Annotated in this window: 12 protein-coding genes; 7 read left to right on the forward strand and 5 right to left on the reverse strand. The window is 63.5% G+C overall.

The genetic code is table 11. The features are described from left to right. The first annotated feature begins 9 nt into the window (after window positions 1-9). Together gcvH and gcvP are read left to right on the forward strand one after the other, a co-directional pair. Window positions 10-393 (forward strand): glycine cleavage system protein GcvH, encoded by a 384-nt coding sequence (gcvH, locus tag HWV67_RS20825; protein WP_175652623.1) that lies wholly within the window; start codon window positions 10-12, stop codon window positions 391-393. Between the two features lie 133 nt (window positions 394-526). Then, window positions 527-3,400 (forward strand): aminomethyl-transferring glycine dehydrogenase, encoded by a 2,874-nt coding sequence (gene gcvP / locus HWV67_RS20830; RefSeq protein WP_175652624.1) that lies wholly within the window; start codon window positions 527-529, stop codon window positions 3,398-3,400. Between the two features lie 37 nt (window positions 3,401-3,437). Here the strand turns inward: gcvP and HWV67_RS20835 are convergent, their stop codons facing one another. The 3 genes from HWV67_RS20835 to HWV67_RS20845 all read right to left on the reverse strand — a co-directional run bounded on the left by HWV67_RS20835 (window position 3,438) and on the right by HWV67_RS20845 (window position 5,986). Then, a complete protein-coding gene (locus tag HWV67_RS20835; RefSeq protein WP_175652625.1) occupies window positions 3,438-3,755 on the reverse strand; it encodes a DUF2388 domain-containing protein in 318 nt (105 codons plus the stop codon). A 120-nt stretch (window positions 3,756-3,875) separates the two neighbouring features. Then, window positions 3,876-5,552 (reverse strand): GspE/PulE family protein, encoded by a 1,677-nt coding sequence (locus HWV67_RS20840; protein WP_175652626.1) that lies wholly within the window; start codon window positions 5,550-5,552, stop codon window positions 3,876-3,878. 80 nt (window positions 5,553-5,632) lie between these two features. Beyond that, complete coding sequence (locus HWV67_RS20845) at window positions 5,633-5,986, reverse strand: hypothetical protein (protein WP_110970760.1); 354 nt, start codon at window positions 5,984-5,986, stop codon at window positions 5,633-5,635. A 126-nt stretch (window positions 5,987-6,112) separates the two neighbouring features. On the opposite strand from HWV67_RS20845, the gene HWV67_RS20850 reads away from it, so the two are divergent. Beyond that, on the forward strand, window positions 6,113-6,583 hold the full coding sequence (locus tag HWV67_RS20850; protein ID WP_175652627.1) for an Lrp/AsnC family transcriptional regulator: 471 nt from the start codon (window positions 6,113-6,115) through the stop codon (window positions 6,581-6,583). Between the two features lie 132 nt (window positions 6,584-6,715). Here HWV67_RS20850 and HWV67_RS20855 read toward each other — a convergent pair whose 3' ends face one another. Next, window positions 6,716-8,083 carry a CYTH domain-containing protein gene (locus tag HWV67_RS20855; RefSeq protein ID WP_175652628.1) on the reverse strand — a complete coding sequence of 456 codons (1,368 nt, stop codon included), beginning with the start codon at window positions 8,081-8,083 and terminating at the stop codon, window positions 6,716-6,718. Between the two features lie 120 nt (window positions 8,084-8,203). Here HWV67_RS20855 and argE point away from each other — a divergent pair, with 120 nt between their 5' ends. Next, on the forward strand, window positions 8,204-9,361 hold the full coding sequence (gene argE, locus HWV67_RS20860; RefSeq protein ID WP_175652629.1) for an acetylornithine deacetylase: 1,158 nt from the start codon (window positions 8,204-8,206) through the stop codon (window positions 9,359-9,361). Window positions 9,362-9,472: 111 nt separating this feature from the next. Next, window positions 9,473-10,771, forward strand: coding sequence for an amino-acid N-acetyltransferase (gene argA / locus HWV67_RS20865; RefSeq protein WP_175652630.1), 1,299 nt, complete (start codon window positions 9,473-9,475; stop codon window positions 10,769-10,771). A 47-nt stretch (window positions 10,772-10,818) separates the two neighbouring features. Here the strand turns inward: argA and HWV67_RS20870 are convergent, their stop codons facing one another. Then, window positions 10,819-12,195: a glutamine synthetase family protein gene (locus HWV67_RS20870; protein ID WP_095156416.1), complete on the reverse strand. Its 1,377-nt coding sequence runs from the start codon at window positions 12,193-12,195 to the stop codon at window positions 10,819-10,821. 602 nt (window positions 12,196-12,797) lie between these two features. On the opposite strand from HWV67_RS20870, the gene HWV67_RS20875 reads away from it, so the two are divergent. Both HWV67_RS20875 and HWV67_RS20880 read left to right on the forward strand, forming a co-directional pair. Further along, complete coding sequence (locus HWV67_RS20875) at window positions 12,798-14,159, forward strand: glutamine synthetase family protein (RefSeq protein ID WP_175652631.1); 1,362 nt, start codon at window positions 12,798-12,800, stop codon at window positions 14,157-14,159. A gap of 48 nt (window positions 14,160-14,207) precedes the next feature. Next, window positions 14,208-15,569, forward strand: a complete 1,362-nt coding sequence (locus HWV67_RS20880; protein WP_175652632.1) for an aspartate aminotransferase family protein — start codon at window positions 14,208-14,210, stop codon at window positions 15,567-15,569. Window positions 15,570-15,703: the final 134 nt, after the last annotated feature.

Here is a 15,703-nt window from a genome sequence, read left to right on the forward strand (position 1 = left end):
AAAACAATTATGAGCAATGTTCCCGCCGACCTGCGTTTTGCCGAAAGCCATGAATGGGCGCGGCTTGAGGCCGATGGCACCGTGACCGTCGGTATCAGTGATCACGCCCAGGAAGCCCTGGGTGACGTGGTATTCGTCGAGCTGGCGGAAGTGGGCAAGGTGTTTGGCCAGGGTGATGCGGCTGGCGTGGTGGAATCGGTCAAGGCCGCTTCGGACATCTACGCCCCGGTTGGCGGCGAAGTCATCGCCGTGAACGAAGACCTGGCCGACAGCCCGGAGCAACTGAACGAAGACCCGTACGGCGCGTGGATCTTCAAGCTGAAGCCGTCCAACCCGGCTGAGCTGCAAAAGCTGCTGGACGCGGCGGGCTACAAGGCTGCTATCGGCGAGTGATGTTTTGGGGGAGGCTGATCGCGGCGGACCGTCGCGATGCGCTCCCCAAAATTCCCACGCAATCGGTAATCCCTTCCTAGACTCAATAGGCCCCGGCCTACCTCGGGGCTTGGTCTAGGAAGAGAGAGCCGCTATGTCCTTGTTGCCGTCCCTGAGCCAACTGCAAGACCCCAATGCTTTCCTGCGCCGCCACCTCGGCCCCGATGCCGCCGAGCAGCACGCCATGCTCGATGTGCTGGGCGTTGCCAGCCGCAGTGAACTGATCGAACAGACGGTGCCACCCGGCATCCGTTTCAATCGCCCCCTCGAGTTGCCACCGGCCCTGGATGAACAGGCAGCGCTGGCGCGTCTGCGTGGTTACGCCGAACAGAACCAGGTGTGGACCAGCCTCATCGGCATGGGCTACCACGGCACGCGCACGCCCACTGTCATTCTGCGCAACGTGCTGGAAAACCCCGGTTGGTACACCGCCTACACGCCCTATCAGCCAGAAATCGCCCAAGGTCGCCTGGAAGCCTTGCTGAATTTCCAGCAGATGGTCATCGATCTGACCGGGCTGGACCTGGCCAATGCCTCGTTGCTGGACGAAGCCACCGCCGCGGGCGAAGCCATGGCCCTGGCCAAACGGGTGGCGAAATCGCGCAGCAACCTGTTCTTCGCCGACGAGCACTGCCACCCGCAAACCCTCTCGGTGCTGCAGACCCGCGCCGAAGGCTTCGGCTTCGAACTGATCGTCGACTCGCTGGAGAATCTGGGCAAGCACCAGGTGTTCGGCGCGCTGCTGCAGTACCCCAACACCCACGGCGGCGTGCATGACCTGCGCCCGGCCATCGAGCATTTGCACGGGCAGCAGGCGATCGCCTGTGTCGCCGCCGACCTGCTCAGCCTGTTGCTGCTGGCGCCGCCGGGCGAGCAGGGCGCCGATGTGGTGCTCGGCTCGACCCAGCGTTTCGGCGTGCCCATGGGCTACGGCGGGCCGCATGCGGCCTATTTCGCTTGCCGTGACGAATTCAAGCGGGCCATGCCCGGGCGCATCATCGGCGTGTCGAAGGACGCTCGCGGCAGCCTGGCGCTGCGCATGGCCCTGCAAACCCGCGAACAACACATCCGCCGCGAGAAGGCCAACTCGAACATCTGCACCGCGCAGGTACTGCTGGCCAACATCGCCGGCTTCTACGCCGTCTATCACGGCCCCGACGGGCTGCGGCGCATCGCCCAGCGCGTGCACCGGCTGACCACCATTCTTGCCGCTGGCCTGGAGCGCAACGGCGTCCAACGGCTGAACGCGCACTTCTTCGACACCCTGACCCTGGACGTCGGCGGCAGCCAGACGGCGATCATCCAGAGCGCCGAAGCGGCGCGGATCAACCTGCGTATTCTCGGTCGCGGCCACCTCGGCGTGAGTCTCGACGAGACCTGCGACGAAACCACCGTGCTGCGCCTGTTCGACATCTTCCTTGGTGCCGACCACGGCCTGCAGGTTGACGCGCTGGACGGCGAAGACCTGCCCGCCGGCATCCCCGCCGCGCTGCTGCGCCAGTCCGATTACCTGACGCACCCGGTCTTCAACCTGCACCACAGCGAAACCGAGATGCTGCGTTATCTCAAGCAACTGGAAAACAAGGACCTGGCGCTGAACCAGTCGATGATCCCGCTGGGCTCCTGCACCATGAAGCTCAACGCTAGCAGCGAGATGATCCCCATCACCTGGCCGGGGTTTGCCGACTTGCACCCGTTCGTGCCGCTGACCCAGGCGGCGGGCTACAAGGCGATGATCGATGAGCTGGAAAGCTGGCTGTGCGCGATCACCGGTTTCGATGCCATCTGCATGCAGCCCAACTCCGGCGCGCAAGGCGAATACGCCGGCCTGCTGGCGATCAGCAAATACCACCGCAGTCGTCAGCAGGGGCAGCGCGATATCTGCCTGATCCCGGCCTCGGCCCACGGTACCAACCCGGCGTCGGCGCAGATGGCCGGCATGCAGGTGGTGATTGTCGCCTGCGACACGGCCGGCAACGTCGATCTGGAAGACCTCAAGGCCCGGGCGGCGGAGGCCGGGGAGCGGCTGTCCTGCCTGATGGCGACCTACCCCTCGACCCACGGCGTGTACGAGGAAGGCATCAGCGAAATCTGCGAAGTTATCCACAGCCACGGTGGCCAGGTTTACATGGACGGCGCCAACCTCAATGCCCAGGTCGGACTCGCGCGGCCGGCCGATATTGGCGCCGATGTATCGCACATGAACCTGCACAAGACTTTCTGCATTCCCCATGGCGGTGGCGGTCCGGGCATGGGTCCGATTGGCGTACGCGCACACCTTGCGCCGTTCGTCGCCAGCCACCCGGTGGTGCCGGTGCCGGGGCCTGATCCGCAGAACAGCGCGGTCAGCGCTGCGCCGTGGGGCAGTGCGAGCATCTTGCCGATCAGCTGGATGTACATCGCGATGATGGGCCCGCAACTGGCCGATGCCAGCGAGGTGGCGATTCTTTCCGCCAACTACCTGGCCCAGCGCCTCGGCGGGGCATTTCCGGTGCTCTATCGCGGGCGCAACGAGCGGGTGGCCCATGAATGCATCCTCGACCTGCGGCCGCTGAAAGCGCAGACCGGGATCAGTGAGGAAGACGTCGCCAAGCGCCTGATGGATTACGGCTTCCATGCCCCGACCATGTCGTTCCCGGTGCCGGGAACGTTGATGGTGGAGCCCACCGAGAGTGAGCCGAAGGCCGAGCTGGACCGTTTTGTCGAAGCGATGCTGAGCATCCGTGCGGAAATCGCCGAAGTGCAGAACGGCAACTGGCCCGCCGAGGACAATCCGCTCAAGCGTGCGCCGCATACCCTCGCGGATGTGCTGGCGCGGTGGGATCGGCCCTACAGCATCGAGCAGGGCGTGGCGCCCAGTGCCCACGCCAAGGCGCACAAGTATTGGCCGGCGGTGAACCGCGTAGACAACGTCTACGGCGACCGCAACCTGTTCTGTGCCTGCGTGCCGGTGGAGGATTACCGCTGAAGGAAGACGGGCGACCCGGCCGGGTCGCCCGCAGATGTCACTCGGTGATTGCGCTGTTGCGCGCGAGGATGGCGTTGGCCAGTTCCATGTCGCTGGCGTTGAGGCTCGGGTTTTCCACGCGGGCCTGGCGCAGGGCGGCTTCAAGGAACGGACCGCGGATCGCGCCTTCGCTGGCGACGAAGCTGCCGGCATCATCCTGCGCGGCGGCGACCAGCTTGTGGTCGCGGGAGGTCAGGTAGGTCGAGGCGGTGGTCGCACCCGAAGAAATCACGTTGCGCCAGAAGGGATCGGCCATGGCCGAGGCCGAGGCGAGGGACAGCAGGGTGAGGGTGGCGATGGCAAAGGGGCGACGCATGGTTCCAGGGCTCCGGGGGATTTTGGGTAGGTCATCGCGAGCAAGCTCGCTCCTACGGGGGTGGTGTTGCTTTATGAGGCCGAATTTGGACATCGGCCCCGCAACAAGTTCCCGATGGCACTACGCCGAAACCCGATCCACCTCCACCGCGGTGGTCACCCCCGCCGCCACCTTGCGCAGCCCGTTCTCCCGCAGGTCGAACATGCCCTCGGCCCGTGCCCGCTGGCGCAAGCTCGTCAGGTCGCAGTCCCCGCTGATAAGCGCCTTGAGCCCGTCACTCACAGTCAGTACTTCATACAGGCCCGTGCGCCCCTGATAGCCGGTTTGCCGGCACTCCTTGCAGCCCACCGCGCTGGCCTCGCCCGGCGCCTTGCACGCGACACACAGCGTGCGCACCAGCCGTTGGGCGACCACGCCCACCAAGGTCGACTTGATCAAATAATGTGCAACGCCAAGCTCCAATAACCGGCCAATCGCGCCGCTGGCATCGTTGGTGTGCAGCGTGGACAACACCAGATGCCCGGTCAGTGCGGCCTGAATCGCCACTTGGGCGGTTTCCAGATCGCGGATCTCGCCGACCATGATGATGTCCGGATCCTGGCGTAGCAGCGCACGCACGCCGTTGGCAAAACCAAGGTCGATGCCGGGCTGCACCTGGGTCTGGTTGAAGGCCGGCTCGACCATTTCGATCGGGTCTTCCAGGGTGCAGACGTTGACCTGCGGCGTGGCCAGTTGCTTGAGGGCGCTGTAGAGGGTGCTGGTCTTGCCCGAGCCGGTCGGGCCGGTCACCAGGATGATGCCGTGGGGCTGGCGCAGCATGGCTTGCCAGCGGGTCAGTTCGTCGCCGTCCAGGCCCAGGCCGTTGAAGTCCTGGCGCAGCAACTGCGGGTCGAAGATGCGCATTACCAGCTTCTCGCCGAAGGTGGTCGGCAGGGTCGACAGGCGCAGTTCCACCTCGTCGCCGGCCGGGGTGCGGGTTTTGATTCGGCCGTCCTGCGGGCGGCGTTTTTCCGCAACATTCATGCGCCCGAGGCTTTTCAGGCGGCTTGTGATCGCCAGGGTCACTGCGGGCGGGAAGGGATAGGTGTCGTGCAGCACGCCGTCGATGCGCAGGCGCAGCCGGCCTTGGTCGCGGCGGGGTTCGAGGTGGATATCGCTGGCGCGTTGCTCGAAGGCGTATTGCAGCAGCCAGTCGACGATGCTGACGATGTGTGCGTCATCGGCGTCGTGCTGGCCATCGCCCAGTTCCAGCAACTGCTCCAGATCGCCGCTCGCGGGCGCGGGCATGTCCAGGTGGCTGGCGCCGCTGACCGAATGGGCGAGGCGAAAGAAGTCCTGGCTCAACTGGCGAATCCGTTCGGGGCTGGCGACAACCCGCAGCACCCGGCGCTTGAGTACCTGGGCCAGGTCCGTCTCCCAGCCGCACACATACGGCTCGGCGCTGGCGACGGTGACGCTGTCACGGTCCTGGGCCACGGCAAGAATGCCGTGCCGACGGGCGAAGGCCGCCGACATCAGCCCGGTCATTCCGGCGAGATCGATGCTTAGCGGGTCGAGGCGCAGAAAAGGTTGTCTGGCCTGCTCGGCAAGCCATTGGCAGAGGTTGTCCAGGTCGAGTGTGTGGCCGGGACGCTGCAGATCATCCAGGCGCTGGCGGGCGATGCATTCGAGGGGATGGTCGGCGTGCGTGGCACCGCTGAAGTGCTGGCGGGCCTGGGGCGCGATACGCCGTTGGGCGATCAGTTCATCGAGCAGGCTGGGAAGGGCCAGCGTGCGGTCGGGGGCGGGGGCGGGCATGCGACGTCCTTGTGTGCGCTTCGTAGCAGCCAAGGCTAGCCGTCGTGGCGCGCACCGTCGGGACGCAAGCGTTGCCGGATTTATCCGTGCCAGCCGACCCGCTGTGGGTTGGCCGGCAGCAGCGCGGTGAGCACGGCCACTTCGCAGACACACACCAGGTTGCGCATTTTTTGCGCAATCAACTGGGCGCGGTTCCAGTTCAGGCCGTCGATGGCGATATCGATGTGCAGCAGGTCGGCTTCCTGACGCATGTTTACCCCGTGCGGCATCAGGCATTGCAGGGCGAACAGGTTGAGCACCCGGCACAGGCTGTCCGACTCGGCTTCGGCTTGCAGCTGGTAGTGGTAGCGAACCTTGTTGTTCTCGTTGCAGGCAACTGTGGGTTCGAAAAGCTGCGGGGCGGCGAAGTGGTCAGGCCGTTCGAGTACGGTCATGGGTGTTCTCCAAAAACGATGGAGGAATTTTTACACGGCGTGTCGGAGATTATTTTCCTATCATTGGCCGATACGAGCTTTTTTCGAATTGTTCAATTCGTCCATGTGCAGATGAGAGAAATAATCATGCAAATCGAGCTGGACACTTACGACCGCCGCATCCTCGCCGTGCTGCAAGAGGACGCTTCGTTGTCCAGCGCGCAGGTGGCAGAGCGGGTCGGGCTTTCGCAGTCACCGTGCTGGCGACGTATTCAGCGCTTGAAGGAGGAGGGGGTGATCCGTGCGCAGGTGAGCCTGCTCGATCGCAAGAAGGTGGGGCTGAATACGCAGATCTTCGCCGAGGTGAAGCTCAATGCCCACGGGCGCTCGAACTTCGCCGAATTCACCGAGGCGATTCGCGGGTTTCCGGAAGTGCTGGAGTGTTATGTGCTGATGGGGGCGGTGGATTTTCTGCTGCGGATCGTCACCTCGGATATCGAGGCCTACGAGCGCTTCTTCTTCGAAAAGCTGTCGCTGGTGCCGGGGATTCAGGAGGTCAATTCGACGGTGGCGCTGTCGGAGATCAAATCCACCACCAGCCTGCCGCTGATGCGGTGAAGATTGGGGCCGCTTTGCGGCCCTTCGCGAGCAAGCTCGCTCCCACAGGGTTCTAAACAAGGGAACACATGTGGGAGCGAGCTTGCTCGCGAAGGGCTGCAAAGCAGCCCCAGCATAATCCGCGACCCTGGCTTATTTGCGCGCCAGTTGTTTCCAGCCGCGGCACTGGGCAACGGCGAAGGCTTGCTGGACGCGGGCGTCGAGCACTTCGTCGCTGATCGGCAGGCAGGCCAGTTGTTGCAGCTTGCTCAGCTCGCCGTAGAGGCGGTCCAGTTCTGGCACTTCCAGCACGTCGCGGGCGTGGTGCAGCCAGGCCAGCAGGCGCTCGATGCGCGGCAGTTGCTCGGCGAGGTCTTCCGGCTGCTGCTGGTACAGCGGCAGTTGCAGGGCCTTGGCCTCGTCGCCGAATTCCACGGTCAGCCAGTTGGCCAGAGGTGCTGCGCCCTGGCGGTCGCCGCGCTTGTTGCGGTCGACGGTCCAGGCACGGGCCAGCAGCCAGCGCGAGGTGTCCAGGGAGAACTGGCCCCAGCGGGTGTCCAGCAGTTCTTCGGCGAACTGCTCAGGGGCGGCGCGGCGGACGTCTTCGTCGTCATTGCCGGCCAGGACCACTGTGCGCCAGTCTTCCAGCAGGGCGTCGAGGCTGCCGCGCAGGGCACGGGTGGTGGCGCGCGGTGCCGCCTGGCCGAGGCTGCTGGCCAGGCCGCGCAGTTCGGCGAGGCACTGCACCCAGTCCTGCAGCAGGCGCCAGTGGCCGTTGTAACGGTATTGCTCGGCCAGGCGCTGGCTGCTGCCGAGCAACTGCCAGGCGATGGCGGCAAAGGCGTCGTCCAGCGTCATTTCCGGGGTCAGTTCGGCGGCGGGCAGGCTGAGCTGATAGCTGGCCGGATCAAGCAGACGGTAGCCGCGCTCGGCCTTGCTGATATCGCAAGGGAACAGCGGCAGCGTCGCCGCCAGTTCGGCAGCCAGTTCCAGCAGGGCTGCTGGCTCGCCTTCGCGCAGTTCCAGCTCCAGCTCGCAGATTTCTTCCTTCTGCTTGCCGACGATAACGGTGCCGAGGTCCAGGGCGGCCTCGATCACCACTTTGGACTTGCCGCGGCCCCAGGCGATATCAGCGTATTCGCGGACGAAATCGGTGGTGAACAGCGGCTTGATGGTTTTCTTGTCCAGCTCCGCCAGTTCGGCGGGCCAGCACTGGTCGTCGAGCTTCTTCAGGTCCAGCTTGGCCTTGGGCAGCTCCCACTGGAACTCATTGCGCTCGGACAGGCCGGCAACGCTCTGGCCGCGGGTTTTCAGAGTCTGGATCACCACGTCGCCGTCGCGGCGCAGGCGCAGGGCGACTTTGGCTGCAGCAAGATCGCGCTCTGGGGTGTCGAAGTACTGGTTGAGCAGCTCACGCTGCTGCCAGCCGGACTTGTTGCGCTTCTTCAGCAATGGGTGCTCACGCAGCGCGGCGAGGGTCTCGCGGCTGATCCGCAGTTTGATTTCGGTTTCTTTGTTCATTGCTGGGTAACCAGAAGGGCGGGGACGTCTTGGCCGTGCAGTGTACAGGACTCGACCGCTCGCGGTTTATTCAAGGTGGCCGATGGCCCTATGATGGGCCTCGTTTCCAGGAGAACGCGCATGCCGCTGCCATCGCTCAAGGACCAGTTCGCCGCGTTGATCGCCGCGCCCTCGGTCAGTTGTACCCAACCGGATCTGGACCAGTCCAACCGGGGGGTGATCGATCTGCTTGCCGGCTGGCTCGGCGACCTGGGTTTCACCTGCGAGATCCAGCAGATCACGCCGGGCAAGTTCAACCTGCTCGCCAGTTACGGCAGCGGCCCCGGCGGGCTGGTGCTGGCCGGGCACAGCGACACGGTGCCCTACGATCCGCAATTGTGGAAAAGCGACCCGCTGACGCTGACGGAAGTCGGTGATCGCTGGGTCGGACTCGGCGTGTGCGACATGAAGGGTTTCTTCCCGTTGATCATCGAGGCGGTCCGGCCGTTGCTCGATCAGCCGTTCCGCCAGCCGCTGCTGATCCTGGCGACCTGTGATGAAGAAAGCTCGATGTCCGGCGCCCGCGCCCTGGCCGAGGCGGGTCGTCCGCTGGGTCGCGCCGCGGTGATCGGCGAGCCGACCGGGCTGAAGCCGATCCGTCTGCACAAGGGCGTGATGATGGAACGCATCGATATTCTTGGGCGCAGTGGCCATTCGTCGGATCCGTCCCTGGGCCACAGCGCCCTGGAAGCGATGCACCAGGTCATGGGCGCCTTGATGGAACTGCGCCAGCAATGGCAGCGCGAGTACAACAACAGCCAGTTCAGCGTGCCCCAGCCGACCCTGAACTTCGGCTGCATCCACGGTGGCGACAACCCCAACCGGATCTGTGGTCAATGCGCCCTGGAGTTCGACCTGCGCCCGCTGCCGGGCATGGACCCGCAGGTGCTGCGCGCGGCGATTCGCGGCAAGCTGGCGCCGCTGGCCGAGCAGCATCAGGTGACGATCGACTATGCGCCGCTGTTCCCGGAGGTGCCGCCATTCGAACAGAGCGCCGATGCGGAACTGGTGCGACTGGCCGAACGTCTTACCGGTCATGTGGCCGAGGCAGTAGCCTTCGGCACCGAAGCGCCTTATCTTCAGCGCCTGGGCTGCGAGACTCTGGTCCTCGGCCCCGGTGACATCGCCTGCGCCCACCAGCCCGGCGAGTACCTTGAACTGTCACGCCTGGACCCTACAGTGCGTGTGTTGCGTGAGTTGATCCAACATTACTGCCTCAGCCCGGCCACCGGCCGCTGAGCCACCTTGCCTTGCATAGGAGAACGCGTGTGACGCCTTGCCTGCTGCGACGATAACCCTTCGAGCGCTGTTGCTGTTCCGTTCTTGTCTTCATTTCTACAGGCTCAGGTTATGCCCGAATACGTCAATTGGCTGCGTCATGCTTCGCCTTACATCAATGCTCACCGGGACTGCACTTTCGTGGTCATGCTCCCGGGCGACGGGGTCGACCACCCCAACTTCGGCAATATCGTCCACGACCTGGTGCTGTTGCACAGCCTCGGGGTTCGTCTGGTGCTGGTGCACGGTTCCCGCCCGCAAATCGAAAGCCGCCTGAGCGCTCGCGGTCTGAGCGCCCATTACCACCACGGTTTGCGCATCACCGACGCGGCGACCCTGGAGTGCGTGATCGATGCGGTGGGCCAACTGCGCATCGCCATCGAAGCGCGGCTGTCCATGGACATGGCCGCCTCGCCGATGCAGGGCTCGCGGTTGCGGGTGGCCTCGGGCAACCTAGTGACCGCGCGGCCGATCGGCGTGCTGGAAGGCGTGGACTATCACCACACCGGTGAAGTGCGCCGGGTCGACCGCAAGGGCATCAGTCGCCTGCTGGACGAGCGCTCCATCGTCCTGCTGTCGCCGCTGGGCTATTCGCCCACGGGTGAAATCTTCAACCTGGCGTGCGAAGACGTCGCGACCCGCGCCGCCATCGAACTGGAGGCGGACAAGCTGCTGCTGTTCGGTGCCGAGCCGGGTCTGCTGGACGCTACGGGGCGTCTGGTTCGGGAAATCCGTCCGCAGCAGGTGGCGCCTCACCTGGAACGCCTCGGCTCCGACTACCAGGCCGAGCTGCTGGATGCCGCCGCCGAAGCCTGCCGGGGCGGCGTGGCCCGCAGTCATATCGTCAGCTACGCCGAGAACGGCGCGCTGCTCAACGAGCTGTTCACCCGCGAAGGCGGCGGCACGCTGGTTGCGCAGGAGCAGTTCGAACTGGTGCGGGAGGCGGCGATCGAGGATGTCGGCGGCTTGCTGGAACTGATCAGCCCGCTGGAAGAGCAGGGCATTCTGGTGCGTCGTTCCCGCGAGGTACTGGAGCGCGAGATCGAGCAGTTCAGCGTGGTGGAGCGCGAAAGCGTGATCATCGCCTGTGCGGCGCTGTACCCGATTGCCGATTCCGATGCGGGTGAGCTGGCGTGCCTGGCGGTGAATCCGGAGTACCGCCATGGCGGTCGCGGTGATGATCTGCTGGAGCGCATCGAGACGCGGGCGAGGGCGTTGGGGCTGAAAACGCTGTTCGTGTTGACGACCCGGACGGCGCACTGGTTCCGCGAGCGCGGGTTTGTGCCGAGCGGGGTCGAGCGGCTGCCGGCGGCGCGGGCGTCGCTGTACAACTATCAGCGCAATTCGAAGATCTTCGAGAAGACGTTGTAGGTATTGCGCCCATAAAAAAACGCCGCCTGATCAGGCGGCGTTTTCATTTACACGGTATGCAGGTACCAGTTGTACTCGAGGTCGGAGATGGAGTGTTCGAACTCCTCCAGCTCGCTTTCCTTGCACGCGACAAAGATGTCGATGTACTTCGGATCGATGTACTTGTTGAGGATCTCGCTGTCATCCAGCTCGCGCAGGGCATCACGCAAGTTGTTCGGCAGGCTCTGCTCAACCTGTTCGTAGGCGTTGCCTTCGACCGGCTTGTTCGGCTCGACCTTGTTGGTCAGGCCGTGGTGCACGCCCGCCAGCACGGCGGCCATCAACAGGTACGGGTTGGCGTCGGCACCGGCTACGCGGTGTTCAAGACGCACAGCGTCCGGGGTGCCCGTCGGAACGCGCAGGGCCACGGTGCGGTTGTCCAGACCCCAGCTTGGTGCGTTCGGCACATAGAACTGGGCACCGAAACGACGGTACGAGTTGACGTTCGGGCAGAGGAACGCCATTGACGCTGGCAGGGTCTCGAGCACACCGCCGATCGCGTGACGCAGCGCGGCGTTCTGCTCGGGATCCTCGCTGGTGAAGATGTTCTTGCCATCTTTGTCCAGCACCGAGATATGAACATGCAGACCGTTGCCCGCCTGGCCCGGGTAAGGCTTGGCCATGAAGGTGGTGTCCATCTCATGGTCGTAGGCGATGTTCTTGATCAGGCGTTTGAGCAGAACCGCGTAATCGCAGGCCTTCAGCGGGTCGGCGACGTGGTGCAGGTTCACTTCGAACTGCGCCGGGGCGCTTTCCTTGACGATGGCGTCAGCCGGAATGCCTTGTTCCTTCGCACCCTCGAGGATGTCCTGGAGGCAGTCGACGTATTCGTCGAGGTCGTCGATCAGATAAACCTGGGTCGATTGCGGACGTTTGCCGGAAATCGGCGAGCGTGGCGGCTGTGGACGGCCGTTCACGTTCTCCTGGTCGATCAGGTAGAACTCCAGCTCGAACGCGGCGCAGATGGTCAGGCCCATCTCGTCGAACCTGGCCACGACCTGACGCAGGACTTCCCGCGGGTCGGCGAAGAACGGTGCACCTTCGATTTCGTGCATGGTCATCAGCAACTGCGCGGTAGGGCGCTTCTGCCAAGGCTCGTTGGAAAGAGTGTCGGGGATCGGATAGCAGATACGGTCGGCGTCGCCGATGTCCAGGCCCAGGCCAGTGCTTTCGACCGTGGAACCGTTGATATCCAATGCGAAGAGGGAGGCCGGCAGGTTGATGCCTTTCTCGTAAACCTTGTGGAGGCTGGTGCGCTCAATGCGCTTGCCGCGCACCACACCATTCATATCTGCAATCAGAAGGTCAACGTAGAGAACCTCAGGATGTTCCTTAAGGAACGCGTTCGCTTCGTTAAGCTGAACGGCACGCGGGGGTACCGACATGATGCAACACCTTTGTTGTTAAAAATATCAATCAATGGGGGCTTGCAGGCCCAGTCAATCGGAAAGCCCGAATGAAGTCAAGCAAGCCCCATGATGCCCTAAAAGGGCGCCATAGCGGCATTTTTGCTGCAATTCAGGGCATCCACAAGCGCTGCTTTCGTCGTGAAAGGGGTGAAACGAGTAAGCCGTATTTTATTTTTTACGGGGTGGTTGTGTAAAAAAATGAACAAGGCTAAGCTCGGTCGCAACCCATAACATCAATAATACCGGGGGTTACATGTCACGCCTGTCGATCATTGGCGACACCGGCTGCCCTGTGCGGGCGGGTCTGGATGCCATTTCCGCGAGCAGCGAACGCTATCTGTCAGTAGCGTTGGCGCCGGCCAAAATAGTTGACGGCCAAGGCGACGTGTTCCCGATCGTTTCATCTACTCATACTGCCTTTCATCACTATAGCGGGCTCCTCTGCATCACGGGCAATGCCGGTGACGCATTCTCCTCGCGCGCCTTTTGCTTTGGGCCGTCCGGGGATCCAGAATGCTGGAGACGGCCTGACATAGGCGTCTTGACTACAGTCCAGGCATTTACCTGCTGAGGTATTTATGAGTAGCAGCAATCTCGACCAGCTCACCGATTGGCTGAAAGAGCACAAGATCACCGAAGTCGAATGTCTGATCAGCGACTTGACCGGTATCACCCGGGGCAAGATCTCGCCAACCAACAAGTTCATCGCCGAAAAGGGCATGCGCCTGCCCGAAAGCGTCCTGCTGCAGACCGTGACCGGCGACTACGTCGATGACGACATCTATTACGAGCTGCTCGACCCGGCCGACATCGACATGATCTGCCGCCCCGACGAGAACGCCGTGTTCCTCGTGCCGTGGGCCATCGAGCCGACTGCCCAGGTAATCCACGACACCTACGACAAGAAGGGCAACCCGGTCGAGCTGTCGCCGCGCAACGTGCTCAAGAAAGTGCTGAAACTCTATGCCGACAAGGGCTGGCAGCCGATGGTGGCGCCGGAAATGGAGTTCTACCTGACCAAGCGCTGCGAAGACCCTGACTCCCCGCTGCAGCCGCCAATCGGCCGCTCCGGCCGCCCGGAAACCGGTCGCCAGTCGTTCTCCATCGAAGCCGCCAACGAATTCGACCCGCTGTTCGAAGACGTCTATGACTGGTGCGAACTGCAGAACCTCGACCTGGACACGCTGATCCACGAAGACGGCACCGCGCAGATGGAAATCAACTTCCGTCACGGCAACGCCCTGTCCCTGGCCGACCAGATCCTGGTGTTCAAGCGGACCATGCGTGAGGCAGCGCTCAAGCACAATGTCGCCGCCACCTTCATGGCCAAGCCCATGACCGGCGAGCCTGGCAGTGCGATGCACCTGCACCAGAGCATCATTGACGTGAAGACTGGCAAGAACATCTTCTCCAATGAAGACGGCAGCATGAGCGAGCTGTTCCTGTACCACGTCGGTGGCCTGCAGAAATTCATCCCCGAAGTGCTGCCGCTGTTCGCGCCCAACGTCAACTCGTTCCGTCGCTTCCTGCCCGACACTTCGGCGCCGGTGAACGTCGAGTGGGGCGAGGAAAACCGCACTGTCGGCCTGCGCGTCCCGGATGCCGGCCCGCAGAACCGCCGCGTCGAGAACCGCCTGCCTGGCGCCGACGCCAACCCTTACCTGGCCATCGCCGCGAGCCTGCTGTGCGGCTACATCGGCATGGTCGAAGGCATCAATGCCAGTGCCCCGGTCGTGGGCCGTGGTTACGAGCGGCGCAACCTGCGCCTGCCGCTGACCATCGAGGACGCCCTGGAGCGCATGGAAAACTGTCGTGCGCTGGAGAAGTACCTGGGCAAGAAATTCATTGCCGGCTACGTCGCCACCAAACGGGCCGAGCACGAGAACTTCAAGCGCGTGATCAGCTCCTGGGAACGTGAGTTCCTGCTGTTCGCGGTCTGATCAACCCCGGGGCCGCAGGAGCGCGGCCGCCAGAAAACGGAGAAGCACATGAGCGTCAAGAACCCGCAAACCCGCGAGTGGCAGGACCTGAGTCGTGATCATCACCTGGCGCCTTTCAGCGACTATAAACAGTTGCAGGAAAAGGGCCCGCGGATCATTACCAAGGCCCAGGGCGTGCACCTGTGGGACAGCGAGGGCAACAAGATCCTCGACGGCATGGCCGGCCTGTGGTGCGTGGCGGTTGGCTACGGCCGTGAAGAACTGGCCGATGCGGCGAGCAAGCAAATGCGCGAACTGCCGTATTACAACCTGTTCTTCCAGACGGCTCACCCGCCGGCGCTCGAACTGGCCAAGGCGATCTCCGACGTGGCCCCGGAAGGCATGAGCCACGTGTTCTTCACCGGCTCCGGCTCCGAAGGCAATGACACCGTGCTGCGCATGGTCCGTCATTACTGGGCGCTGAAGGGTAAGCCGCAGAAGAAGACCATCATCGGCCGCGTCAACGGCTACCACGGTTCCACCGTGGCCGGTGCCAGCCTGGGCGGCATGTCCGGCATGCACGAGCAGGGCGACCTGCCGATCCCGAACATCGTTCACATCCCGCAGCCATACTGGTTCGGCGAAGGTGGCGACAAGACCCCGGAAGAATTCGGGATCTGGGCGGCCGAGCAACTGGAGAAGAAGATCCTCGAAGTCGGCGTCGACAACGTCGCCGCCTTTATTGCCGAGCCGATCCAGGGCGCGGGCGGGGTGATCATTCCACCAGAAAGCTACTGGCCGAAGATCAAGGAAATCCTCGCGCGCTACGACATCCTGTTCGTTGCCGACGAAGTGATCTGCGGTTTCGGCCGTACCGGCGAGTGGTTCGGTTCCGACTATTACGACCTCAAGCCCGACCTGATGACCATCGCCAAGGGCCTGACTTCCGGCTACATCCCCATGGGCGGCGTGATCGTCCGTGACGAAGTGGTCAAGGTGCTTAACGAGGGCGGCGACTTCAACCACGGCTTCACCTATTCCGGCCACCCGGTGGCAGCGGCTGTGGGCCTGGAAAACCTGCGGATTCTGCGCGACGAGAAGATTGTCGAGCGCGTCCATGAGGAAACGGCACCCTATTTGCAGAAACGTCTGCGCGAGCTGAACGACCACCCGCTGGTGGGCGAGGTCCGCGGTCTGGGTATGCTCGGCGCGATCGAACTGGTCAAGGACAAGGCCACGCGTACCCGTTACGAAGGCAAGGGCGTCGGCATGATCTGCCGCCAGTTCTGCTTCGACAACGGCCTGATCATGCGCGCCGTGGGCGACACCATGATCATCGCTCCGCCGCTGGTGATCAGCCGCGAAGAGATTGATGAACTGGTTGAAAAGGCTCGTAAATGCCTGGATCTGACCCTCGAAGCACTGGGCTGATCAACTGCTAGGCTGGCATGGTGGCTTTGCGGCATTGCCGAGGCGGCTCTTTCCTTGAAAGAGCGCCTTGGATCTTGCCAGACTAGTGCCTGTTTCAGCCGGGAGCCGACAGGGCCGGCCGCTGAACAGATGGC

The sequence above is a fragment of the Pseudomonas sp. Marseille-P9899 genome (genome assembly GCF_903166565.1).
In the GTDB taxonomy this organism is placed as follows: Bacteria; Pseudomonadota; Gammaproteobacteria; order Pseudomonadales; family Pseudomonadaceae; genus Aquipseudomonas; species Aquipseudomonas huaxiensis.

What these genes read in the sequence shown, in the direction of transcription:
- HWV67_RS20835 (WP_175652625.1), bottom strand. Translation starts at nt 3,755, where the DNA reads ATGCGTCGCCCCTTTGCCATCGCCACCCTCACCCTGCTGTCCCTCGCC.
- gcvP (WP_175652624.1), top strand. Translation starts at nt 527, where the DNA reads ATGTCCTTGTTGCCGTCCCTGAGCCAACTGCAAGACCCCAATGCTTTC.
- argE (WP_175652629.1), top strand. Translation starts at nt 8,204, where the DNA reads ATGCCGCTGCCATCGCTCAAGGACCAGTTCGCCGCGTTGATCGCCGCG.
- HWV67_RS20870 (WP_095156416.1), bottom strand. Translation starts at nt 12,195, where the DNA reads ATGTCGGTACCCCCGCGTGCCGTTCAGCTTAACGAAGCGAACGCGTTC.
- HWV67_RS20850 (WP_175652627.1), top strand. Translation starts at nt 6,113, where the DNA reads ATGCAAATCGAGCTGGACACTTACGACCGCCGCATCCTCGCCGTGCTG.
- HWV67_RS20855 (WP_175652628.1), bottom strand. Translation starts at nt 8,083, where the DNA reads ATGAACAAAGAAACCGAAATCAAACTGCGGATCAGCCGCGAGACCCTC.
- HWV67_RS20875 (WP_175652631.1), top strand. Translation starts at nt 12,798, where the DNA reads ATGAGTAGCAGCAATCTCGACCAGCTCACCGATTGGCTGAAAGAGCAC.
- HWV67_RS20840 (WP_175652626.1), bottom strand. Translation starts at nt 5,552, where the DNA reads ATGCCCGCCCCCGCCCCCGACCGCACGCTGGCCCTTCCCAGCCTGCTC.
- gcvH (WP_175652623.1), top strand. Translation starts at nt 10, where the DNA reads ATGAGCAATGTTCCCGCCGACCTGCGTTTTGCCGAAAGCCATGAATGG.
- HWV67_RS20845 (WP_110970760.1), bottom strand. Translation starts at nt 5,986, where the DNA reads ATGACCGTACTCGAACGGCCTGACCACTTCGCCGCCCCGCAGCTTTTC.
- argA (WP_175652630.1), top strand. Translation starts at nt 9,473, where the DNA reads ATGCCCGAATACGTCAATTGGCTGCGTCATGCTTCGCCTTACATCAAT.
- HWV67_RS20880 (WP_175652632.1), top strand. Translation starts at nt 14,208, where the DNA reads ATGAGCGTCAAGAACCCGCAAACCCGCGAGTGGCAGGACCTGAGTCGT.